The following is a 23,184-nucleotide window of genomic DNA, read 5'->3' as shown; positions in this document are numbered from 1 at the left end:
CACATCGTCGTTTCACCCTAGGTCGGCCATTGTGCACCTTGCTTTGTGCACTCCAACAGATCTTATTGCTTCCAACAGGACGTGCCTCCAAGCAGGAACCATCAGGGGCAAACAAAGTTTCCTGCCATGCACTTTTGTAATGTGCCGGAAACCACGCGCTGTCCCTGTCTTCGGGGTGAGCATTGGTTGGCCGCTACACGTCCCGCCGCTTCAGCAGGACTGCAGCGAGCAGGACGGGGATGACAACCCACGCGCCAAGGACCAGTGCCGCCTGCCAGGCTTCCAGGGTGTCGGGAACATGCTGGGCGGCCGTCAGGGGCTCAACGGTGTTGCCAGGCAGGTACTTGCGGGCCTCCTTGAAGAAGTCCCCGGGAATGAGCTGGAAGGCAATGGGTGCCACGAAGAAGATGCCCACCAGGCTCATGATGCCGCCGGCGGAATTCCTGATCAGCGTGCCCAGGGCCGTGCCGATGGCGGCCACGGCGGCCACATAGATGCTGTTGACCAGCAGGAGCTTCACCGACTGGGAACTGCCAAGGTCCAGCGTGAGGGCGTAGTTGTCCAGGATGGGCACAGCCACCAGCCCTGCCACCCAGGTGGATACGGCGGTAACCACGAACGACGTCACCATGACCACCACGAGCTTTGCAGCGAACGCGGGAAGCCGCCTGGGCACGGCCGCGAAGGTGGACCGCGCCATTCCGGTGGTGAATTCCGAGCTCATCAGGAGCACACCGAGGGAACCAAGGATCAGCTGGGCGAAGGCGATGCCGGAGGTTGGCACGCTGACCGCGAGGTCGCCGCCCTGGGATGCCATCCGCGCCGCAGCCTGCGGATCCCTTGTGGCCGCGTCAGCGAACTGGCCCGTCCCCCATGCGGACAGCGCGCCGAACCCGACCATGACCACCGCGGTGGAAGCGAGCAGGATCAGCGTGGAAAGGAGGCTGCGGAACTTGATGACTTCCGAGTTGAGCACCCGGAAGAACGTGGGGCCGGGCAGGGACCGTCCGCCGGCGCGGACGTTGCGGCCTCCGGCGGGCGATGAGGGGTCAGGCGAAGACGTTGGTTCAGTGGTGGTTACGCTCATTACTTGCTTACCTCCGCGGCGGGCAGGGAGTGGTATTCGACGTCGTCCTTGGTCAGTTCCATGTACGCCTCCTCGAGGCTGGCGACGAGCGGCGTGAGTTCGTAGACCATGACCTGGTTTTCCAGGGCGGCGGCCGCGATGGTCCTGGGCTCGAGGCCCGTTACTTCGAGCAGTTCTCGCTCCGGGACGTCGATGGACGCGCCCCGGCCGGCGAGCAGCTGGGAGAGACGGTCGGGTTCATCGGTGCGCACCCGGACCCGCGCCTGCCCCTTGCCGGTGATGATGTCACGGATGGGTGCGTCGGCAATCACGCGGCCGCGCCCAATGACAATCAGGTGGTCGGCGGTCTGCGCCATCTCACTCATCAGGTGGCTCGAAAGGAACACCGTGCGTCCCTGCCCTGCAAGGTAGCGGACCAGGTTCCGCACCCAGACCACGCCCTCCGGGTCCAGGCCGTTGACAGGTTCGTCCAGGATGAGGGTCTGCGGATCCCCCAGCAAGGCTGCCGCTATGCCCAGCCGCTGGCCCATCCCCAAGGAGAAGCCACCGGCCTTCTTCCGTGCCACGGCGTCCAGTCCCGTCATCTCAATAACCTCGTGTACCCGGGTTTTGGGAATGCTGTGCGTCGCTGCCATGGCCAGCAGGTGGTTGTAGGCGCTGCGGCTGGTGTGGACCGCCTTGGCATCGAGCAGCGCCCCCACTTCACGGAGGGGTGCCTTGTGCTGGACGTAGGGCAGGCCGTTCACGGTGACCGATCCCGACGTCGGCCGGTCAAGCCCCATGATCATTCTCATGGTGGTCGACTTCCCGGCTCCGTTGGGGCCCAGGAAGCCGGTAACGCGGCCTGCCTGGACTGTGAAGCTGACCCTGTCGACGGCGGTTTTGTCGCCGTAGACCTTGGTCAGCCCTGTTGCCTCAATCATGGATGTTCCTTAGGACGGCAGCTGTGCACTGCGGGATGCGCTTCAGAAGACTGGTAGGCACCACGCTACCCACGGCACGGCTGGATTTCGCCCGTCTCAGGGATGATTCAGGGGCAGATCAGGGTAGTCCCGTTGGATGACCGGCCCAGGAATGACTAGGGGTGGGGAGAGTAGTAGGCAAGCGCCTGGGGCCGGACGGTGTACTCCGCGCTGCGCACGCCGGCCAGCGCTTCGCCGTCCACTGCCAGGGCCATGGGTGACCCGCCTGCGTCGATTCGCAACCGTGTGCCTTCCGACAGGTGGGTGATGCGCGAGGTTGCGACGGTACCGGTCAGCACTGCCCACAGCAGCCGCAGCCGGGCGAAGGACTCGTCCGCCGTGATCATGCGGACGTCCAGGACGCCGTCATCCATCACGGGCCGGAGCAGGGGCGCGTGGTCCCGCGGATAGTATCGGCCCCGCCCCACATAGGCGATCCACACTTTATGCCGCCTCCCGTCGACAGTCAGGGTGGTGGGAGTGCCGGCGGCGAACGTGCGGAACATTGCCACCACGCCGGCCAGCGGTTTTCCAAGGGCGGGCTGCAGCTGCTCTCGGCGCCGGACAAAGTTCGGGTACAGGCCCACGCTGGACGTGTTCAGCATGGTCAGCTGCGCCGTTTCCGGATTGCCGGCGAGGCCTCTTTCAACGGTGACGATCCCGACGTCGGCCATGGCGGCCTCGCCCCTCGACGCCGCGGCGACGGCCTCCTTGAGGCTCCCGGTTCCGGCGTCCCGGGCGAAGTGGTTCAGCGTCCCGCCAGGGAGGACAAGCAGGGGGAGGGATCTTTCGACGGCGGCAGCGGCGGCCGCTCCAACCGTGCCGTCCCCGCCCCACACACCGAGCGCCCGGGTGCCGGGGTACTCCGCTGTTTTCCGGATCTCCTCGACCAGGTTCTCCTCCGGATGGACGGTGTTTATATGCGCTTCAGGGAATACTTCCTGCAGCGCCGCGGCTGTCTCCTCGGTGAAGGATCCGCCCAGGGTGTTCACTACGATGCTCAGCCCTTGGCCGCCCGGCAGTTCCGGCGCCTCAGTCCAGGTACGTCCAACCTGGGGAAAGGGCGGCCGCACCGGCCACCAGTGTCGGGTCACGAGTGCAGCCCCGGCGCCAAGCGCAGAGCCGAAAAGGACATCGGAGGGCCAGTGGGCTCCGGTGTGTATGCGTGAGTACGCCACCCCTGCAGCTACGGGAGCCAGCACTGCGCCAACGGCGGGCCGGACCAGTCCTGCCCCTACGGCAAACGCGACCGCCGACGCCGAGTGTCCGGACGGCATGGACGAGCTCGTGGGCTGGGGGTGGACGAACCGGAACACCGGAAGGTGCTCCGGCAGCGGCCGGGTTCGGGGGAGCAAGGTCTTGAAGATGCCGTTCGTGACGGCGGATGCCACAGCCTGGGCTATGAGTCCATGCAGTGCCGCCCGGCGCGTCCGCCCCGGGAAGGCCGCCATCACCGCCGCGGCGCCCATCCAGAGCTTGCCGTGGTTGGCGGAGGCGGAGAGGCGCCGGAAGAAGTCGTCGTGGTTTCCGCCAGGGAGGTCCGAAATATGCCTCAGCAGGTATCTATCAAGCCGACTGATCCAACGATGGCTTCGGCGCCAGTTGCTCTGCATCCATTCACCCTATCGCGCTGCTGCACGCGGGTCCGCGGCACGCGCTGGAAGTTTACTACTCCGCCTTGAGGGGTTTGGCTGCCCCCGCAAGGAGCAGGGCCAGGAGGATCGGCGCAAGGATGGCCAGGAGCGCGAGGTGGATGCCGGTGAGGTCGCCGAGGTACCCCAGCAGGGGAGGTCCTGCCAGGAACGAGATATAGCCAAGGGTTGATACGACGGACACCCTGGCTGCAGCATGTCTCGGATCATCCGCCGCCGCCGACATCCCCATGGGGAAGGCCAGCGCGGCCCCAACACCCCACAATGCCGCCCCCACGGCCGCAAGCCAAACGTTTCCGGCGAGCACAAAGAGGCACAGCCCCAATGCTGCAGCACCCATGCTGGCCCGCAGCACGGCAGTCCGCCCGTACTTGTCGATGACCCGGCCGCCGAGGAACCGCATGGCCGTCATCGCCAGGACGAAGAGGGCAAACATCAAGGCACCGGTGGACTCGGAGGTGCCCAGCCCGTCCACGGAGGCTTTCGCAATCCAGTCATTGCCCGCGCCCTCCGTCAGCGTGGCTCCCAGGACCACCACGCCGATGAGCAGGGTCCGGCTGTCACGCCATGCTGACGGGCCCTTTGCGGGCTTCGGTTCACCGTCCGGGGTGGACGTTGAGATGTGCGGAAGGAAGTAGCGGGGCGCGGTCAGCGTCACCAGAACCACGATGCCGGCGATGACCAGCAGGTGCAGGGGAAGGCCGATGCCGAGGTTGGAAAGGCCGGCGCCGATCAGGGCGCCCACAAAGGCGCCGCCGCTGAATGCCGCGTGGAACTGGGGCATGATGGTGCGCCGCAGTTTATGCTCGACGTCGGCACCTTCAATGTTCTGGGACACGTCCCACAGGCCGATGGCTATGCCGAAGAAGAACAGCGCGATTGCCGTGCCGGGGAGCGATGCCACGGAGAGCGACAAGGCGATGCCCACCCCCGCGAGGGCGGCCAGGAGCCCGCCAAACCGTACCGTGTTGGCGGTTCCGATCTTGCCCACCACCAGTCCCGCGGTGGGCAGTGCCAGCAGTGATCCCACGGCGGTGCACAGCAGCAGCGTGCCCATCTGCCCGGAGGTGATGGCCAGGATCTCCGTGACGGCAGGGATCCTGGCGGCCCAGCTGGCGAAGACAAGGCCGTTAATGCCAAAGACCACGAAGGTGGCGGCCGCGGCAGCCTTTAGTCCGGAGTCCTCCGAGGTACGGATATTGATGCTCATACAGTCACTACTTCCAGGGAACCTTGGTCGAGTTGTGCGCGCTCTTCGGCGCTGAATTTCTTGTCTGTCACCAGGACGTCCACCCGTTCCAGTCCGGAGACCAGCGCCCTCGCCTGCGCATCCCATTTGGATGCGGAGGCAGCCACCACCACGCGTCCGGCGGATTCCAGGCCAGCGCGTTTCACGGCTGCGTCATCGATGTCGTGGGCCAGGAGGCCGTCCTTGAGGTCCACCGCGCAGGGTGTTATGACGGCCGTGTCAAAGCGCAGGGAACGGATATTGGATTCAGCCATGGGGCCGCGGAAGCTCAGCTCGCCAGGGACCAGGCTGCCGCCGGGCAGCAGCAAGGCAGGGCGGGTACCTGCGGCGTCGGCACCGGCGAGGACGTTGAGGGACCGGAGTGACATCGGCATGATGGTCAGTTCCCTCGCGGACAAGGCGCGGGCAACCTCCGTGGCGGTGCTGCCGCTGTCCAGCCAGACATGTTCACGGTCAACCAGCAGGCCTGCCACGGCGGCTGCGATGCGCTTCTTGGAGTCCCGGTCCTCCAGCTCGCGCTGGCCGTAACCTGGATTTTCGCCGCGCACAATGAGGCTGCGCGCTCCGCCGTGGACCCGGCGGAGAACGCCGTTCGCTGCCAGGATCTCAAGGTCACGCCGGATCGTCGCCCCCGACGCGTCGCAGGCAACCGTCAGCTCCTCCACTGTTACCTCGTGGCGCCGCCGGAGCATTTCGGCAATGGTGCGATGCCGATCATCCGTCTTCATGATCAAATGATAGCAACTTCTGATCATTTGATCATCAGACGCTCTCTCACTTAATGCGGGAAATTTCCCATCGCTCTCTCACCGGTGAGAGAGCGATGGCAAAAAAGCCGCAGAAAGTGAGAGAGCGTCGGGGTCAGCGGGCGCGCTCCACGCGTTTCTCGTCCCACACCGGTTCCGGCGACTCGTACACCTTGCCGTCGGACCCGAACACCAGGAACCTGTCGAAGGTCCGGGCAAACCAGCGGTCGTGCGTCACGGCGAGGACGGTGCCTTCGAAGTGGTCGATGGCCCGCTCCAGTGCCTCCGCGGAGTGCAGGTCCAGGTTGTCCGTGGGTTCGTCCAGGAGCAGCAGAGTCGCACCGCTCAACTGCAGCAGGAGGATCTGGAACCGCGCCTGCTGGCCGCCGGAGAGTGACTCGTACTTCTGTTCCGACTGTCCTGCCAGGCCGTAGCCGTCCAGCGCCCCGGCCGCTGCCTCGCGGCCCAGGCCGGAGCGGTGCTCGTCTCCGCGGTGCAGGATTTCCAGCAGCGTCTTGCCCAGGAGGTCCGGCCGGACATGGGTCTGGGCAAAGAACCCGGGGCGGATGCGGGCTCCAAGTTTGACCGTGCCCTCGTGCGGCACTTCGGCGATTTCCACGTCGGAGACGGGCAGGTGCTCGCGCTCCGGATCGGTGCCGCCGGTGGCGAGCAGCCGTAGGAAGTGCGATTTTCCTGAACCGTTGGATCCGAGGACGCCCACCCGGTCACCGAACCACACTTCGGTGGAGAACGGCTTCATCAAGCCTGTCAGTTCCAGTGTCTCGGCAACGATGGCACGCTTGGCGGTTCGTCCGCCCTTGAGCCGCATCTGGACGTTCTGCTCGATCGGCAGTGCCTCGGGCGGGCCGATCTCCAGGAACTTTGCCAGGCGGGTCTGTGCTGCGTGGTACCGGTTGGCCATGTCGGAGCGGAAGGCTGCCTTGTTCTTGTACATGTTGACGAGTTCCTTGAGCTTGATGTGCTCCTCGTCCCAGCGCTTGCGCAGTTCCTCGAAACGGGCATTCCGGTCCGCCCGTGCCTCCACGTACGAGCCGAAGCCGCCGCCGTGGATCCAGGCGCCGGCGCCGTTGATGCCGGGTTCCAGCGTCACGATGCGTCCCGCGGCGTTGTTCAGCAGTTCACGGTCGTGGCTGATGAAGAAGACCGTCTTTTTGGATTCGTTCAGTTTGTCCTCGAGCCAGCGCTTGCCGGGAACGTCCAGGTAGTTGTCCGGTTCGTCGAGCAGCAGCAGGTCGTCGGGGCCGGCAAAGAGGGCTTCAAGCACCAGGCGCTTCTGCTCGCCGCCGGAAAGGCTCGACGCCGGGCGGTGCTGCGCGCGGTCAAACGGAAGTCCCAGCGCGGCCATGCAGACCTCGTCCCAGACTGTCTCAACGTCATACCCGCCAGCGTCACCCCAATCAACAATAGCCTGGGCGTAGCGCATCTGGCTGGGCTCGTCGTCGTTCTCCACCATGGCGAGCTCCGCATCGTCCACTTCGCGCGCCGCTGCGGCCAGGGCCGGCGGAGCTGCGGACACCAGGAGGTCGCGGACCGTGGAGCCGTCCCGGACCTGGCCCACGAACTGGCGCATGATGCCCATGGATCCGGAGCGGCCGATCACGCCTTCGTCCGGCAGCAAATCCCCGGCAATAATCCGGAAGAGGGTGGTCTTGCCGGTGCCATTGGGGCCGATCAGGGCAGTCTTGGTGCCGTCCGGAACCTTGAAGGTCACTCCGTTGAGCAGCTGCGTGCCATCGGAGAGGAAGTAATCGATACCGGAAACGTCAATATGGGCCACGTGTTCCATCCTCCCACGGCAGGCCCGGCGGGTTCTTTCCCCGCGTCACCCGGCGGCGGTGAGGAACTCCTTCAGCAGCGGCCCCGAGGTGGTCGCGCCCAACCCGCCATCCTCCACGAAGACGGCCACGGCCAGGTCGCCGTGGACAGCCACGATCCAGGCATGCGTCTTCGGGGGATTCTCGTTGCCGAACTCCGCCGTGCCGGTCTTGGCCCCTACGGGAGCGCCGGGAACGCTCGAAAGGAAGCCGGCATGCCCGGAGGTGACCACGGCACGCATCATGTCCGCCAAGGAGGCGGCCTCCGCTGCCGTGATCGGCTCGCCTGAGGCCGTCACAGGAGCCTCAGCCGTTGCAGTGGCCGAAGGCTGGGCGGCGGGTGCCGTGGAACCGCTCGTTGTCCCGGCCGATGGGGCGCCGCCGTCGGGATTCACCACCAGCTGGGGCGAGACGGGGGCACCCTTGGCCACGGAGCCGGCCATCATGGCCGCTGCCAACGGCGAGAGCAGCACCTTGCCCTGGCCAATCATGGAGGCGGCGTGTTCCGTCCCGGCCGCCTCGCCCGGAACGGAACCGAGGAACGCTTCGGCCCCCAGTGAAGGTGCTTCGACGGCGATGCCCATGGCCAGGGCGGCTGCCTCGAGCTGTCCCTGCGACACGGTGTCCTTGGCGGCGATGAACGCCGTGTTGCACGAGTGCGCGAAAGCGTCGCGCAGGCTAACGGAGCCGAGGGAGCCCTCCGGGTAGCCTTCGGCGTTCTTGAAGGTCCGCCCGTCCACTGTCAGCGTGGGCGTGCATTCAACCTTGGAGTCAGGGGTCAAGCCGTTGCGGAACATCGCCAGGGAGTCCACCATCTTGAAGATCGATCCGGGCGCGTACTGGCCCAGCATGGCGGTGTTGTAGCCGTTGCTTCCCGGGCCCGATGCCACGGCCAGGACGGCGCCGCTGGAAGGGCGCAGCGCCACGATGGCGGAGGCCGGAGCGACGCCTTGCAGGGTGCTTTCGGCCAGCGACTGCAGCCTCGGGTCGATCGTTGTCTTCAGCGGCGTTCCCGGCGTGGGCGCCACTTCGAAGAGCACCCGCCGGGGGTCTGTTGCCGCCGATTGGATCTGTTCGCGGGTCAGGTCCGCGCGCTGGGCACGGATCACGACGGCGTCCGTCCCCCGGAGCTGTTCGTCGTACTGCTGCTGCAGCCCGCCGATGCCGGTCATGTCCCCCGCGGTCAGCGCGCCGCCAGAGGCGTCAATCTGCTCGGCGGTGGCCTCGCCGACCGTACCGAGGACGGCACGGGCGAAGGTCCGGCTGGGCGCCAGGGGCACCGAGGCGGGAATGGCGCGGGCACCGGGAATGGCGGCAATCTGCTCGTTGGTGATGGTCCGGCCCTCTTCCCGCAGGGTGATCGCGGAAACGAAGGCTTCGGCGCCGGAGGCCTGCACCTGCTGGACATAGCCGGCGGGGTCAACGCCGACGAGGGCGGCGAGCCTGGCGGCCGAGTCTGCGGGATCGGCACCCACCAGCTGGGGCTTGTCGATACCGACGTTCACCACCGGCCTGTACGTGACCAGCGGGACATCACCGGCTCCGAGGATGTCCGCACGCTGCGGGGACTGGGAGCCCTTGGACAGGATCTCGCTGTCGGCGAGGCCGGGTGCCAGCGTGGCGGGGTCCCAGACCGGCAGCCACTTGTCCCCGGACTTCCTGAACTTTGCCTGGACTGTGTACTTCCACTCCGCCTCACCGAATTTCCAGGTGTAGTCCAGGGGCGCGGAGGCATTGTCACCGTCAAGGGTTACTTCACCCGGTTCAACCGCCGGCTTCTGTGGGTCCAGTGCCGCAAACACGCTTCTCAGCTGGTCATTGGCAGCTGCCGCGTCTTTGCCCTCAAAGGCCACGGTCCCCACGTCCAGTGACGAAAGGCCTGCGGCGAACTGTTGTACTGCCGTTTCGGCCCCGCTCCTGCCGTCGTCGCAGGCCGCCAGCGACGTTCCCAGAATCAGCACAGCGACGGCCACAGAAAGTTTTGTTGATTTCCCCATCCGGCCATTATCACCCGTTGTGCCCGGGGCAATTGGCCATTCAGCGGCCCTTCGCAGGCGGTCCGCGTCCTAGGGCGTGTTCAGGCCCAGCGCTGGAACGGGCAGTTGGAATATGTCCTTTAGCGCATGCGTTGCCGCGTGGAGGCCGGGCATGCCCGTAACCCCAGGGCCGGGCGGCGTGGAGGAGGAGCAAAGGTAGACGCCCCGGAGCGGGGTTCGCCACGGATGCCGCGACACCACCGGCCGCTGGACCAGGCCGCGGAGGTCCATGGTCCCGGCACTGAAGTCCCCGCCGATGTAATTCCGGTTGTACTCTGCCAGCTGCGCCGCGGTAACCACGTTCGTGTCCAGCACCAGGTCCCGGAATCCGGGGGCAAACCGTTCCAGCTGGGCGGTGATGGCCCCGGCCATGTCCTTGGTTGAACCGGCAGGAACGTGGCAATAGGTCCACAGCGTGTGGCGTCCGGCGGGAGCCCGGCCGGGATCGAAGCGCGAAGGCTGGGCCACCAGCACATACGGCCGCTCGGGGTGTCGGCCCGCGCTGACCTCGTTTTCCGCATGCGCGAGTTCGGCCCTGGTACCGCCCACGTGGACTGTTCCGGCGTCTGCCAGTTCCGCAGCTGTCCACGGCACGGGGCCGGAAAGAATGAAGTCCACCTTGCACGAGCCATTCCCGTAGCGGAAGGACTCCAGCGCTTTGCGGTACCGGTGGGGAAGGGAATCCCCGGCCATGTCTGCCAGTCCCCGCGGCGCTACATCAAGCAGGGTGGCCCGGGCGGCCGGGAGGTCCTGCAGCCGGTTTATCGGGGCGTTCGTGTGGAGGACCCCGCCGTGTGCCCTGATGTCCTCCGCCAGGGCGGCGGCAATGGCGGCGGAACCACCCAGGGGAATGGGCCAACCTTCAGCATGGCCCAGCGCCCCCAGCATCAGTCCCGCCCCGGACGCGGCCAGTGACGGCAGGTGGGACACGGCGTGGGCAGCGACGCCGCTGAGGAGGGCAGGGGCAAGTTCTTCGCGGAACCGGGTGTTCCACAGTCCCGAGCCCTGTTCCAGGGTCCGCAGGCCGAAGATGCCCGCAGCGACGGGATTCCGGGGGACACGGAAGAGCTGGTTCTGCGTGAAGTCCATGACGTCGTCGACGGTGCGGACCAAGGGTCCCATGAGGCGCCGGTAGGCGGCCCCGTCCCGCCCGAGTCCCGCTGCCGTCCGGTCTAGGGACCGGTAGGCAAGGGCGGACCGGCCGCCGTCCAGGGGAGAGCCGTAGGACAGCACGGGAGTCACGAGTTGCACCCGCCGGGACAGCTCGAAGGCGCGGAAGAAGGGCGATGCCAGGGCCATGGGGTGGACGGCCGAGCAGACATCGTGGAAGTGTCCCGGCTGCATGAGTTCCGCAGTGCGCGTCCCGCCGCCGATTTCGGCCGCAGCCTCGAAAACCTCTACGGAGAGCCCTGCCCGCGCCATCACCGCTGCGGCCGCCAATCCGTTTGGTCCGGCGCCCACTACCGCAACGTCAGGCATCGGATGCGGCCTTCCGCCGGGCGCCCGGGTCCGCCGGGGTGCGCAGGTTCAGACGGAACCGGTCCGGGGCGCCGGTGAAGGGTCCGCCGTGGGGATCGTCCAGATGGTGCCGCCGGACGGGATCGTAGGTGGGGTCGTAGATGTCCCACGTCACCCGGGCCATCAGGTAGGCGACGGCCACCATGTGCGCCGCCACGGCCAGGACGTAGTAGGGCATATCCAGGTTGTGCTGGGAGGAACCCGCGCTGGTCACCTGTCCAAGGTACATCCACACAGCGGCCCAATGCAGGCCTTCGATGCCCTGCCAGACCAGGAAGTCCCGCCACCGCGGCCTGGCCAGCGCGAGCAGCGGAATCAGCCAGACAACATACTGCGGTGAGTAGACCTTACTGGTGAGGATGAACGCCGCCACTATCAGGAACGCCAATTGGGCCAGGCGCGGGCGGCGTGGCGCCGTGAAGGCAATGAGTGCGATCAGGGCGCAGGCCGCCGCAAACAGGCCGAAGGACAGAAGGTTCACCGCGTCGGCGCCCAGCTCCTGGCCCCTCAACCTGTTCAGCAGCAGGTTGTACGCAAACCACGGTGAGCCGTACCCGGCGCCGCGGTCGGCTGAGTACTGGAAGAAGTAGGCCCACCCGGAGGGATTTGCGACGGCGAACGGCAGGTTGACTGCCAACCACGCGGCCCCGGTGGCCACCGCCGTCGTCAGCAGGGGCCGGAAGCGGCCGGTCCGCAGGGCCAGGAGGAGCATGGCGCCCAGGATGAGCAGCGGATACAGCTTCACAGCCGTGGCCAACCCGATGAAGACTCCGGCAAGCACCAGGCGTTCCCGCGAAAAAAAATACATCCCCACGGCAAGCAGTGCCACCGCCCAGAGATCCCAATTAATGGTGCCGGCCAGGACGATGCCCGGCGCCAGCGCCACCATGGCCGCATCCCAAGGGCGGCGGCTGGTCATCCGGGCCGTAGCCAGGACGGCAACCACCGTGGCTGCGGCCAGAAGCGCAACATTGATATCGAAATAGGCGAGGATCCGGGCGTTCGTCACTCCGGTACCGGGAACCAGCCACGCCGTTACCCCCGCGATCAGGGCGGTGAGGACCGGGTACTCAAACTGGCTTCCACTGGCCACGATGGGAAACTGTCCCTCCGCGAGCCCGCGGTTCCGGAAGAGTTCCGGGAAGTCGGAGTAGCAGGTGGCGTAAAACTGGGTGGGGGATTCCCAACCGTTGGCTCGGCAGTAGCCCTTGAGCAAGGTGCCCGCGAGTGCCGCCAGCACCGTCAGCAGGATCAGTACCCGCTCCACAGTGAAGATGCCGGGGGGGACAACACCCGGAGCGGCCCGGAATCCAAGGGGGCCGCCCACCACTTCCGTGAAATTCCTCAGCAGGACATCGCTCCGGCTGGGAACCACCAGGCGCAACCTTTCTTGGTGCTCCGGCGGCTGGGACTCCTGCATGGCTTGAGCTTACCGCCGCAGCGGCCGGGTACAGGGGCCACCCGCGAGCTGGAGCCCCCGCGTCGCCGCGTGGGCTCCAGCCAGAAGGTGGCCCACGTCCATTCGGCCTCCTCGCTGATGGCCGGCACGGTTCCCGCGGACGGGCTGCGGTCCACGTGCCTGCTGCTCCGCCTACCGCGTACCGCCGATCTGCTGGTGCATCAGGACGAAGACGTCTTCGCGCTGCTTCTCCAGCAGGGGTTCGTTGATCAGCCTCCTGCCGCTGCGCCGGCCTTGTGCCGGCAGCAGGAGTTTCCGGAACTTTCTCATGGGTATCACCTCCTTTTGTACTGGCTGGCCCGCAAACCGGGCGCGGCAATTAATCCCTTTTGCGAAATGCAATCGGGACTGGAATTAGGGCGCAGGAAAGCGCACCCAGGAATAACCGGGATTTGTCAGAATTGCCGGAACAAACAGCGCTCAGACTGTTTGATTGGCAAGGCAGGGGAAAGGCCCCAAGGAAAGAGCGTGGCTCCGGCTTACGGGTCTACTCAGGGGTTCTGGCTATGGCGTTGCACGTGGGAGGCTGCGTTCCACCCAAGCGGAGCAAGGCTAGGAGCCGGTTTGTCCCCAAAACGGGCGCGCAAAGGCATCAGAGGCCGGGGCTGCGGTGACGTTCATCTTCCGTCCGCTAGTCAAAGTAATCATTTTCCCAACCTCCTTTTCTGCTCTGCCATTGCTCAGGCCAAGGGCCGTGCAACATGCGCCGATACCCCGGCAGACGCTCTGGGGTCAGGAATAAAACTACACTACGGCGAAGGATATCCGCCAGTAAGAAAGCAAAAATAAATCAAACAAATCCCGGAAAGCCTTTAAAGGCCCCAGCGGACAATAGCGGGTGTTCTTTTGTCCCAGCCCAGCGTGCAGACCTTGGCAGTGCCCAGAATGAAATGGCGGCCTTCCATGGGCGGCAATTCCAGCCAGCGTGCCGTGAGGATCCTCGAGAAGTGGCCGTGGGCCACAATCAGCACATTGTCCATGCCGGATTCCAGCACCCGGCCAATGATTTTGTCCGCCCTGGCCGCGACCTCGTCCAGCGTTTCGCCGTTGGGAACCCCGTGCGTCCAGATCAGGTATTCGGGGTTGTCCTTTCGGATCAGGTCAGAGCTGATGCCTTCGTAGTCACCGTAGTTCCATTCGACGGCCAGGGGTTCATGCTGGGCGTCAGGGAAGCCGGCCAGCTCTGCTGTCCGCCGTGCCCGCCGCAGGGGAGACGTAAGCACCAGGTCGAAGTCGACGGGATCCAGCACCTTGCGGGCCTCCACGGCCTGCTGTTCTCCCTCGACCGTCAACGGCAGATCCGTCAGCCCGGTGTACTGGCCGCTTTTGGACCATTCGGTCTCGCCGTGGCGGAGGATCCACAGCTGGGGGCGCGGGGCAAGGGCGGGAATGGTCACTTGGACTCCTCAGAAGGGGAAGGCTCGACGGCGGCGGGAGGCGTTCCGGCCGCGGCAGGTGCGGGTGCGGCAGGTGCGGGTGCGGGATCGGCTTCAACAGGCGGGCGTCCAGCTTCATCCGGGGCGGATTCCGGCTGTTCCGCCCACCAGCGGAGCAGCCGTGCTTCCGCTTCGTCCGTAGGCAGGGGCCCGCTCTCCATCCGCTCATTCAGCAGGAACTTGTAGGCGCGGCCCACCACGGGCCCTGGTTTGAGCCCCAGCAGGGCCATGATCCGGGCCCCGTCAAGGTCGGGGCGCACAGCGTCCAGCGACTCCTGTTCGCGCAGTGCGGCGATGCGGGCTTCCAGGTCGTCATAGGCGAAAGCGAGCCGTTCGGCCTTCCGCTGATTGCGGGTGGTGACGTCCGAGCGCGTAAGCCGGTGCAGCCGTTCCAGCAGTGGCCCGGCATCGGTCACGTAGCGGCGGACTGCAGAATCGCTCCAGCCGGCGTCCCCGTAGCCGTAGAAGCGCATGTGGAGTTCCACGAGGCGGGCAACAGCCTTGGTGGTGTCGTTGTCGAAGCGCAACGCCTTCATCCGCTTGGAGGTGAGTTTGGCTCCCACCATGTCGTGGTGGCGGAAGCTCACCGCGCCGCCCGGTTCAAAGCGGCGCGTAGCCGGCTTGCCGACGTCGTGCATTAATGCTGCGAAGCGCAGCACGAAGTCCGGCCCCGGCACGGAGCCTTCACCATCCGTCTCCAGCTCCGCTGCCTGCTCAAGGACCTGCAGGGAGTGCTGGTAGACGTCCTTGTGCCGGTGGTGCTCGTCCGATTCCAGGCGGAGCGCGGAAACCTCAGGCAGCACGAACTCGGCGAGGCCGGTATCCACCAGCAGGTCCACGCCGACGCGCGGGCGGGCACCGCAGATGAGCTTGACCAGTTCGTCCCGCACGCGTTCCGCGGAAATGATGGTGATCCGCTCGGCCATCTCCGTCATGGCCCGGCGGACGTCTTCGTGCACGGATACACCCAGCTGGGCAGCGAACCGTGCCGCCCGCATCATCCTCAGCGGATCGTCGGAGAAAGACAGCTCGGGTGCCCCCGGCGTGGCCAGGACGGAAGCATGAAGGTCACGGACCCCGCCGAAGGGATCCACCAGTTCCAGGGAGGGCAGCTTCAGGGCCATGGCGTTGATGGTGAAGTCCCGCCGAAGCAGGTCATCGGTTAAGGACGAACCGAACGCCACCACCGGCTTCCGGGAATCAGGATCGTAGGCCTCTGCCCGGTAGGTGGTGATTTCGATCTGGAAGCCGGCCTTGCGCATGCCGATCGTGCCAAAGGCGCGGCCGATCTCCCAGTAGTTGTCCGCCCACTTCTTGATGAGTGCCACGGTCTGGTCCGGGGTGGCGTCGGTGGTGAAGTCCAGGTCGGGGGACGTCCGGCCCAGGAAAAGGTCACGCACCGGTCCGCCCACCAGGGACAGTTCGTGGCCGGCGTCCACGAAGCGCCGGCCGAGCTCCAGGACCACCGGGTCCACCTGGAAATCAACGGTCTGGGAATCAGTCTTGTGATGTGCGTGCGCCATAGTTACTTAAGCTTGGCAGAAACCAGCGTGTCGGCAGGCCAAATTAGGGTCAAGATCGCGCGGAATCGCTCAGTGCACGGCAAAGTGCGTCATATGCCGTCCATGTTGGTGTCATGTTCCGGTCATCACGAACGGGCAACAGTCGTTAGAGTGGACTCCATGGCCCATCCAGTACCGAGCGCTCCCGGCAGGAGGACGAACGCGCCATTGCCATCGGCAATTGGTGCGCACGTTGCGCCTGCCCAGCATTCGGCACCGGCATCGCTGCCCACGGTGGAGGAGGTCTCCGCCGGCGGCGTCGTGGTGGACACGTCCGACGCCGAGTTGAGGGTTGCGATTATCGCCCGCCTTAATCGCGGCGGACGCCTGGAGTGGTGCCTTCCCAAAGGCCACCCGGAGGGAAAAGAAAACAACGAGCAGGCCGCCGTCCGAGAAATTGCCGAGGAAACCGGCATTGAAGGCGACATCCTCGCACCGCTGGGAAGCATCGACTACTGGTTTACCGTCAGCGGCCATCGGGTCCACAAAACGGTCCATCACTACCTCCTGCGGGCCACGGGCGGCGAGCTCACCATCGAGAACGATCCGGACCAGGAAGCCGTGGACGTGGCCTGGGTCCCCATCCAGGAACTGGCGCGCAAGCTGTCCTTCCCCAACGAGCGCCGGATCGCCGATCTGGCCCGGGAAGTCCTTCCCGGGCACCTTTAGGGCTGCAGCCGCCCCGGGCAGCCGGTGCCTGCATTGCGGCTTTAACTGCCTTCGGGTGAGACGATGAACTCGATGTCAGCTACCAACTTTCCTTCCGATAAAGCCGGCCCGCCCGGTGACGCCGCCCCTGACGGCGTTCCCCCCGCGCCGGCCGGCGCGGACAGTTCCCCTGGCGGCACGGTTGCCAGCGAAACCAGGTCCAGCGCCATCATGGCTGCCGGGACGCTCGTTTCGCGGTTCCTGGGTTTTGGAAAGACCTGGATGCTGGGCACTGCCCTGGGTCTTGGCTCCACCGTCAATGACACCTTCATTAACGCCAACAACCTGCCCAACCTGATCTTCCTGCTGGTTGCCGGGGGCGTGTTCAACGCGGTCCTGGTGCCGCAGATCATCAAGGCAAGCAAGGCTCCGGACAGGGGAGCGGACTACATCAGCCGGCTGCTGACGCTGGCTGTGCTCCTCTTGCTGGGGCTGACAGCCCTGGTAACGCTGGCGGCCCCGGGGGTCATTGAGCTCACCACCCAGGGATACAGTCCCCAGCAGAAGGCCCTGGCCGTCACCTTCGCGTTCTGGTGCCTGCCCCAAATCTTCTTCTACGGCCTTTACGCCCTCCTCACCCAGGTGCTGAACGCAAACGGCGCATTCGGCCCTGCCATGTGGGCGCCCATCCTTAATAACGTGGTGGCCATCGCCGGCCTCGGCATGTTCATCTGGATCTTCGGTGCGAACGAGCTGAATCCGCACACCCTGGACAACTGGGGCAGCACCCAGACCCTGCTGGTGGCGGGCTTTTCCACCATCGGCGTGATATCCCAGACCGCCATCCTGATGATTCCGGTGATCCGGCTGCGGCTGGGCCTCCGGCCCCGGTTCGGCTGGCGGGGAGTAGGACTGGGCCAGGCAGCCAGGCTGAGCGTCTGGACCTTGCTGACGGCCGCCGTCGGGCAGCTCGCCTTCCTGTACGTCATGCGCATCGCCACCATCCCCGGGGCGGAACGCATCCGGCTGCAGCAGGCGGGAGACCCTGCAGCGAACATGTTGCCCGGCAACGCCGTGCTCGAGGTTGCCAGCCAGCTCTACCTGCTGCCGCACTCCATCATCGCGCTGTCACTGGCCACGGTGCTGTTCAACCGGATGACCCGGGCTTCGCAGGACGGGAACCATGACGAGCTGCGCGATGCACTCTCCCACGGCCTGCGGACCATGGCGGTTGCCACTGTGTTTGGTGCCCTGGCCCTCTTTGCCCTCGCCGGTCCCCTGGGCATGTTCTTCTCCGGAGGGCTTCGCCAGGACGGCGTGATGCTGGCCCAGACGCTCACCATCCTGGCGCTGAGCACGCCGTTCATGAGCGCCAACTTCATGATGTCCCGGGTGTTTTACGCGAATGAGGACGCCCGGACGCCGTTCTTCATCCAGCTGCTCCTGGCCGTTGTCTACGTGGCCGGCGCGTTCGCCATCCAGTTCCTGCCGGTCACCCAGATCATCTACGCCATCGCCGTCCTCTATATGGTGGGCAACATCCTGTCGGTGGTCATCAGTGCGTACTTCCTGCGGCGCCTGTTGGGTCACCTGGACGGGCCAAGGATCGCCAACTCCTACATCCGCATGGGGTATGCAGCGCTTGGTTCGGCCATTGCAGGTGCAGGTGCGCTCTGGCTGATGGGCAGCTACAGCCCGGACGGTTTCGCCTGGCGCGACCGGATTACAGCCCTCATAACGCTCGTCGTGGTGGGCCCGGTCATGCTGGTGGCCTACTTCTTCCTGCTCAAGCTGTTCCGCGTTGCCGAACTGCGCGACCTGCTCCGCCCCCTCTTGGGACGGCTGGGCCGCGGCGCACCGCCCGCACCTTCCGCGGAAGCCGGGACCCCGCCGTCGGACTCTCCCCCCGGCGGAGCCTCCGGTGGACCACGGCGGCCCGCGCCGGAACGTGCCACCACCTCCGTGGACACCGGGCTCATTCCCCGGATTTCCGGCGAGTTCGACGCTGTTTCCTTCAGGGCCGGGCCGGCTCCGGAACAGGAGGACGCGGAACACGGGACACGGCGGAGGCAGGCGCGCGACGGCGACGGCCCGGCTTCGTCCGACGAGGACTACCTTCCCGCGGAGGACCAGCCCAGTACGGCCCGGGGAGGTTTGCTGCGGGAACAGATTCCGCTGCCAGGACGCCGTACCTTCCAGGGGAAGCCCGGCGAGAACCCCTACTTCAAGCCACGGCGCCCCCGAAAAAAGTGACTTTCGAGCCGGCCGCCGCCGCCTTTATCCAGGGCGCAAGGGACGCAATCGGCTAGGATCGAGAAGGTACAGGGGTAGTTGCATCCAGGGCCAGCCGCCCGGCGGCTCCTGGATGGCGGTTGCATCATTCAAGCCGGCACTCCCGGACAGTCTAGGAGGAACACGTGTCCAACCCGATCGATGTCGGATCAGTACTGGGCGGCCGTTACAAGGTCACCGCCACTGTATTGGCCTCGCACGACCACGATCTGGTGCTGGACGGTGTGGACCAGGTCCTGAACCGTCCCGTCAGCATCCTGGTTGCCGGCCCCGGCAACACCGAGCAGGTTGCCCAGAGCGCCCGGGAAGTGGCCACCGGTGAGCGGCCCGGCACCGTCCAGGTCCTGGACCTTGGCATGACCGAGGCTGCCACCTACCTCATCACCAACCACACGTCGGCTGCGGATCTGCTGGACCTGGTGGTCGCGTCGAATCCGCCCTATGTGGAACCCTTCTTCACCGACACCCTGGGCAGCGAGATCTTTGGCCAGCCAAGGTCGAACGAGCCCGAACCCTACGACGACGAAGACCACATTGAAGCGGGCTACATCAAGTACTCCGATGCACACCCAAGCCAGGTGGATCCCTACCGGCAGGCACCGGTTGTGCCGCCGAAACCGCCTGCCCGGCCGGCGGCGTCGCCTTCCTCCGCCCGTAACTCCACCGGTGCCTCCGCAATGGGCGGGGCAGCAGCAGTGGGCGGTGCGGCAGGTGCTGCGGCTGCTGCTGAAGCCGGCTCCGGAACCCGTAGCGGCAGCGAAGCAGAAACCCGCGCCACTCCTCTGAGCGCTGGCCACGGACGGGACCACCAGCCGGTACCGGCTCCCGAAAGCGGGGAGGGTACCCCGGGCGGAAAGCCGAAAGTGTCCCTGTGGTCCGACGCCGATTACGCCTATGCCGAGGACCAGCCTTCCGGCGCGCCGGTTGAAGACGAACCTCAAACGGAGAACAATAAGTCCTCCTTGTTTGCGCGCTCTGCCGCGCCTGCCGCTGCAGGTGCTTCATTTGACAGCCAAAGCGGGTATGACGACGACCGTGACGAGGGCGGCCGCGAGCCCAGGTCCATGCGATGGCTCGTTGGCGGGTTGCTCGCTGTAGTCCTCATTGCCGGGCTTGTTTTCGCCGTAACAAACCTGGGCAGCCTTTTCTCCCCGCAGCCGCAGGCGGTTCCCACCGCCCCTGCCACCAATGGTGGTGCCCCGGAGACCACGGCACCCGGAACGCAGGCGCCGACCTCCGCTGCTCCCGCCGCCCCGCCGGCAATTGAAAATATCAGCAGGCAGGGGAGCTTCGATTTCGCCGCCACCTTCGATGGTGACTTGGTGAAGGCCTATGACGGCAACGCTGCCAGCTACTGGTCGGACATGGAGTTCGCAACCGAAAACTGGGGCGGCCTGGCACCCCAGGGCGTCCCGCTGGTGGTAAAGCTCAAGAACCCTGCCAAGGTTTCATCCATCACGCTCTCGCAGTTGGGGGGATCCGGTGGCAACATCACGGTGTACACCAACGACCGGCCTGCACTGGATGGTGCCAAAGCCGTAGGGACCAACAGTTTCACGTCAACCGACCTGACAATGCCCTTGGCCGAGCCGGTCCAGGCCCAGTACGTGATTGTCTCCATCAACTCCCTGCCACGGCTTGCCGCTCCTAAGACGCGCTATGGTTACGGCGTCCGGCTCGCCGAGATCAAGGTGCAGTAACCTCCCGCTACTTGAAGCGCGGCTGCCGCCGTGATGTGGGCTGTCGGGCGGTTGCCGCTGCCGGTGGCCGGGAGAGGCGCAGCGCCTGCCTGGTGGGACTGTAACCTTGGAAGAGCGCCTGCGGTGACGGTTGTCTGCTGTCTACCTGTGTTTCAGCACGTCCAGGCGCCGGAATATTCAGGATCAAGTAACAGTTGTGCCATGTGGCCGGCCTCCACGGGGAGGCGCGTCAAATAAGGAAGAGGTTCACCGTTCAGTGACCATCGCAGAAAACACCGCGTCCGACGTACGTGATGTCATCATTGTGGGCTCTGGCCCGGCTGGTTACACGGCAGCTGTATACACCGCCCGTGCCAACCTCAAGCCGCTTTTGCTTGCAGGCTCCGTTACCGCCGGCGGTGAGCTGATGAACACCACCGACGTCGAGAACTATCCCGGTTTCCCGGAAGGGATCATGGGCCCGGACCTGATGGAGAACTTCGAAAAGCAGGCCTCACGCTTTGGCACGGAGATCCAGTTCGAGGATGTGACCTCCCTTGACCTCGAAGGTCCGGTAAAGACGGTGACCATTGCCACGGGCGAGAGCTTCCGTGCGAAGGCAATTATTCTTTCTACAGGGTCCGCCTACCGGGAGCTCGGGCTGCCGAACGAAAAGCGCCTGTCCGGCCACGGCGTTAGCTGGTGTGCAACCTGTGACGGTTTCTTTTTCAAGGACCAGGACATTGCGGTGATCGGCGGGGGAGACTCCGCTATGGAGGAAGCACTCTTCCTCACCAAATTCGCGAAATCCGTGACAGTTGTCCATCGGCGCGACACCTTGAAGGCATCCAAGATCATGGCTGACCGCGCTTTGGCCCACGAAAAGATCCACTTCATCTGGAACAGCACCGTGGACGATGTAGTAGGCGAGGACAAAGTCAGCGGCCTGAAGCTAAAGAACCTCGTTGACGGAACAGTTTCCGATCTTTCGGTGACCGGCGTGTTCGTGGCCATCGGCAACGATCCCAGGACTGACCTGGTCAAGGATGTCCTTGACCTGACACCCGAGGGGACCATTGCCGTCGAAGGCCGCAGCTCGAAGACAAGCATCCCCGGCGTCTTCGCCGCCGGCGACGTTGTGGACCCCACGTACCGCCAAGCCATTACGGCATCCGGTTCGGGTTGTGTAGCCGCAATCGATGTAGAGCATTACCTCGCTGACTTGCCCGCATAATCATCGCAAACAATATCCGAAGAGAGAGACAAGGGTTATGAGTAACGCCAAAGACGTAACAGACGCTAGCTTCAGCACGGACGTTCTGTCCTCCGACAAGCCGGTTATTGTGGATTTCTGGGCCGAATGGTGCGGGCCCTGCCGCAAGCTCGGTCCGATCCTGGACGAAATTTCGGTGGAGTACAGCGAGAAGGTTGATGTCGTCAAGGTAAACGTGGACGACAACCCATCCATCGCAGCCGAATACGGCATCACCTCCATCCCGGCTGTCTACCTGTTCCAGGGTGGTGAAGTGAAGAGCACGGTTATTGGCGCTAAGCCGAAGCAGTTCTTCGAAAAGGAATTCGCTGACGTCCTGTCCTAGGTTCTGCGGTTTCTGCAGTTTCTCGAGTGGCCACCGCCTTCCGGCGGTGGCCACTTCTTGTTTCAGGAACTGGACACGAGCAACTGTGNAGTTTCTCGAGTGGCCACCGCCTTCCGGCGGTGGCCACTTCTTGTTTCAGGAACTGGACACGAGCAACTGTGAGGGTCGTGGGACTCCGGGGGCTGTGTGCGCATTCGCTCGTGAGCGCAGTCAGTCCTTACAGGTCCGCTGTTTCACGTGAAACGTGGGCGTCCGGCAGTAACGATACACCGCCTCTATAAGAGGACCGGGGTCACCCGCACTGCTAAGGGGAGCTCCATATTAGGGATGACGCTCTGCAATCCACGTAGCTCCGCCCTACTTGGTTGGTTTAATCTCGTGCTGAGAAGGCGCCACCATGCGGCCCCGCCCTGCGGATTCCTCCCGCTCCGGTAGGCAATCGCACAGGAACCGTACTCCACTCGCGCCCCGACGGGAATTGCTTCTATCCGTACGTGGTGAGTGGGTGCACATCGTGACTGGCTGCTGCGGTGCGGGGCTGGCGTGTTTCACGTGAAACACGCCGCCAGCGCGGCGGCCAGATTCAAGTCGACTTAGACCATTAGGTGAAGCATAAGACAACTGATGCTTCACCGGCCTTTCCACAACACACAGCTAAGTTGGGGTGAGCGCAGCCAGGGACAGCCGCACTACTGGCGCCGCGATGCCGGGCTCAAGGTCAACGCGCAGTCCTTCTTCCGAGGGCTCGCTCTAACTGCAGTGCACCTCGTCTCTAAGTGCCTTCCCACGACCTGCGGACAATCACTGCACGCCGGCGGTGCGCGACACTGGCGAGGCAACCAAAAGCCGTGCGCCCCAATCGCACCCCGCAGACTTGGCCCGACAGGCGGCCAAGGGACATTGGAGCTCATAGCCATGAATTTCTCCGGGGGAACCACCTGGTCTCCTGTACGGACTTCACCCTGTTCTGCTGTCATCTGGTGGTCAGTGAAGTTCAACCGGGGTGCTCAACTTGGCTGCGGCGGCTAAATCCAACGGAGCCTGTCCAACCGGATTGCGTCCCTCTCCTGCCTGAGCAGGTTGGTCGATCCCCATACTCATACTCATGACACGGCGACTACGAGACCGCCCGCTTAATGAGACCGTCGGCGATGGCTGGTGAATCTGCTCCTCCCGGGCTTCCGCTTGGTTCTAGGTTCTGGAGGCTCGAACTCTCAGGTGGCATGAACGCTGACAGCACACCGCGGCAGTTCGCCGGGGCTCCGGTCGAGTTTGGGGCACCACCCCTGCCGTTTCAGCCCGGGGGAGCGCGCGCCTAGAACCGACCTTTGTACAGAACCGTTTCACGTGAAACACCGCGGTCGACGCATGGGAGAGTTTGCGGTGCGACTGCAAACCTCCTGGTGAAGCTGCAGCCCCCTACGT

Annotated in this window: 17 protein-coding genes; 5 read left to right on the top strand and 12 right to left on the bottom strand. The window is 65.1% G+C overall.

Annotation, left to right across the window (positions count from 1 at the left end; translation table 11 throughout):
* Positions 1-193: 193 nt before the first annotated feature.
* The 12 genes from U7114_RS18195 to U7114_RS18140 all read right to left on the bottom strand — a co-directional run bounded on the left by U7114_RS18195 (position 194) and on the right by U7114_RS18140 (position 15,503).
* A complete protein-coding gene (locus U7114_RS18195) occupies positions 194-1,087 on the bottom strand; it encodes an ABC transporter permease (protein WP_323058134.1) in 894 nt (297 codons plus the stop codon).
* Positions 1,087-2,010, bottom strand: a complete 924-nt coding sequence (locus tag U7114_RS18190; protein WP_157240182.1) for an ABC transporter ATP-binding protein — start codon at positions 2,008-2,010, stop codon at positions 1,087-1,089. Before U7114_RS18190 ends, U7114_RS18195 begins: the two co-directional genes overlap by 1 nt.
* A gap of 155 nt (positions 2,011-2,165) precedes the next feature.
* On the bottom strand, positions 2,166-3,662 hold the full coding sequence (locus U7114_RS18185) for a bifunctional phosphatase PAP2/diacylglycerol kinase family protein (RefSeq protein WP_321214821.1): 1,497 nt from the start codon (positions 3,660-3,662) through the stop codon (positions 2,166-2,168).
* Between the two features lie 55 nt (positions 3,663-3,717).
* Positions 3,718-4,911, bottom strand: a complete 1,194-nt coding sequence (locus tag U7114_RS18180) for an MFS transporter (RefSeq protein ID WP_323058133.1) — start codon at positions 4,909-4,911, stop codon at positions 3,718-3,720.
* Positions 4,908-5,678, bottom strand: coding sequence for a DeoR/GlpR family DNA-binding transcription regulator (locus tag U7114_RS18175; RefSeq protein WP_321214823.1), 771 nt, complete (start codon positions 5,676-5,678; stop codon positions 4,908-4,910). The genes U7114_RS18180 and U7114_RS18175 overlap by 4 nt, the downstream gene beginning before the upstream one ends.
* A 133-nt stretch (positions 5,679-5,811) precedes the next feature.
* Entirely contained in the window at positions 5,812-7,494 is a 1,683-nt protein-coding gene (locus U7114_RS18170) for an ATP-binding cassette domain-containing protein (RefSeq protein ID WP_323058132.1), read from the bottom strand.
* A gap of 45 nt (positions 7,495-7,539) precedes the next feature.
* Positions 7,540-9,528: a penicillin-binding transpeptidase domain-containing protein gene (locus U7114_RS18165; protein ID WP_323058131.1), complete on the bottom strand. Its 1,989-nt coding sequence runs from the start codon at positions 9,526-9,528 to the stop codon at positions 7,540-7,542.
* 69 nt (positions 9,529-9,597) lie between these two features.
* Positions 9,598-11,046: an NAD(P)/FAD-dependent oxidoreductase gene (locus U7114_RS18160; protein WP_323058130.1), complete on the bottom strand. Its 1,449-nt coding sequence runs from the start codon at positions 11,044-11,046 to the stop codon at positions 9,598-9,600.
* Positions 11,039-12,505 (bottom strand): glycosyltransferase family 87 protein, encoded by a 1,467-nt coding sequence (locus U7114_RS18155; protein ID WP_323058129.1) that lies wholly within the window; start codon positions 12,503-12,505, stop codon positions 11,039-11,041. Before U7114_RS18155 ends, U7114_RS18160 begins: the two co-directional genes overlap by 8 nt.
* 171 nt (positions 12,506-12,676) lie before the next feature.
* On the bottom strand, positions 12,677-12,814 hold the full coding sequence (locus U7114_RS18150) for a hypothetical protein (RefSeq protein WP_199775297.1): 138 nt from the start codon (positions 12,812-12,814) through the stop codon (positions 12,677-12,679).
* Between the two features lie 542 nt (positions 12,815-13,356).
* A complete protein-coding gene (locus U7114_RS18145) occupies positions 13,357-13,941 on the bottom strand; it encodes a histidine phosphatase family protein (RefSeq protein ID WP_321214835.1) in 585 nt (194 codons plus the stop codon).
* Entirely contained in the window at positions 13,938-15,503 is a 1,566-nt protein-coding gene (locus tag U7114_RS18140) for a CCA tRNA nucleotidyltransferase (RefSeq protein ID WP_323058128.1), read from the bottom strand. The genes U7114_RS18145 and U7114_RS18140 overlap by 4 nt, the downstream gene beginning before the upstream one ends.
* A gap of 207 nt (positions 15,504-15,710) precedes the next feature.
* Between U7114_RS18140 and U7114_RS18135 the strand changes: the two genes are divergently transcribed.
* The 5 genes from U7114_RS18135 (at position 15,711) to trxA (ending at position 21,759) form a co-directional block, all read left to right on the top strand.
* A complete protein-coding gene (locus tag U7114_RS18135; RefSeq protein WP_157242834.1) occupies positions 15,711-16,211 on the top strand; it encodes an NUDIX hydrolase in 501 nt (166 codons plus the stop codon).
* A 72-nt stretch (positions 16,212-16,283) separates the two neighbouring features.
* Positions 16,284-18,443, top strand: a complete 2,160-nt coding sequence (gene murJ / locus U7114_RS18130; protein ID WP_321214837.1) for a murein biosynthesis integral membrane protein MurJ — start codon at positions 16,284-16,286, stop codon at positions 18,441-18,443.
* 164 nt (positions 18,444-18,607) lie between these two features.
* Positions 18,608-20,182, top strand: coding sequence for an ABC transporter substrate-binding protein (locus U7114_RS18125; protein WP_323058127.1), 1,575 nt, complete (start codon positions 18,608-18,610; stop codon positions 20,180-20,182).
* Between the two features lie 256 nt (positions 20,183-20,438).
* A complete protein-coding gene (gene trxB / locus U7114_RS18120) occupies positions 20,439-21,395 on the top strand; it encodes a thioredoxin-disulfide reductase (protein ID WP_323058126.1) in 957 nt (318 codons plus the stop codon).
* A gap of 37 nt (positions 21,396-21,432) precedes the next feature.
* Positions 21,433-21,759, top strand: coding sequence for a thioredoxin (trxA, locus tag U7114_RS18115; RefSeq protein WP_139027242.1), 327 nt, complete (start codon positions 21,433-21,435; stop codon positions 21,757-21,759).
* The last annotated feature ends 1,425 nt before the right edge of the window (positions 21,760-23,184 follow it).

It is taken from the genome of Pseudarthrobacter sp. C1 (assembly GCF_034720455.1).
Classification (GTDB): Bacteria; Actinomycetota; Actinomycetes; order Actinomycetales; family Micrococcaceae; genus Arthrobacter.
Note: the sequence above shows the minus strand (reverse complement) of the source record. Positions and strands in the feature narration are given on the sequence as shown.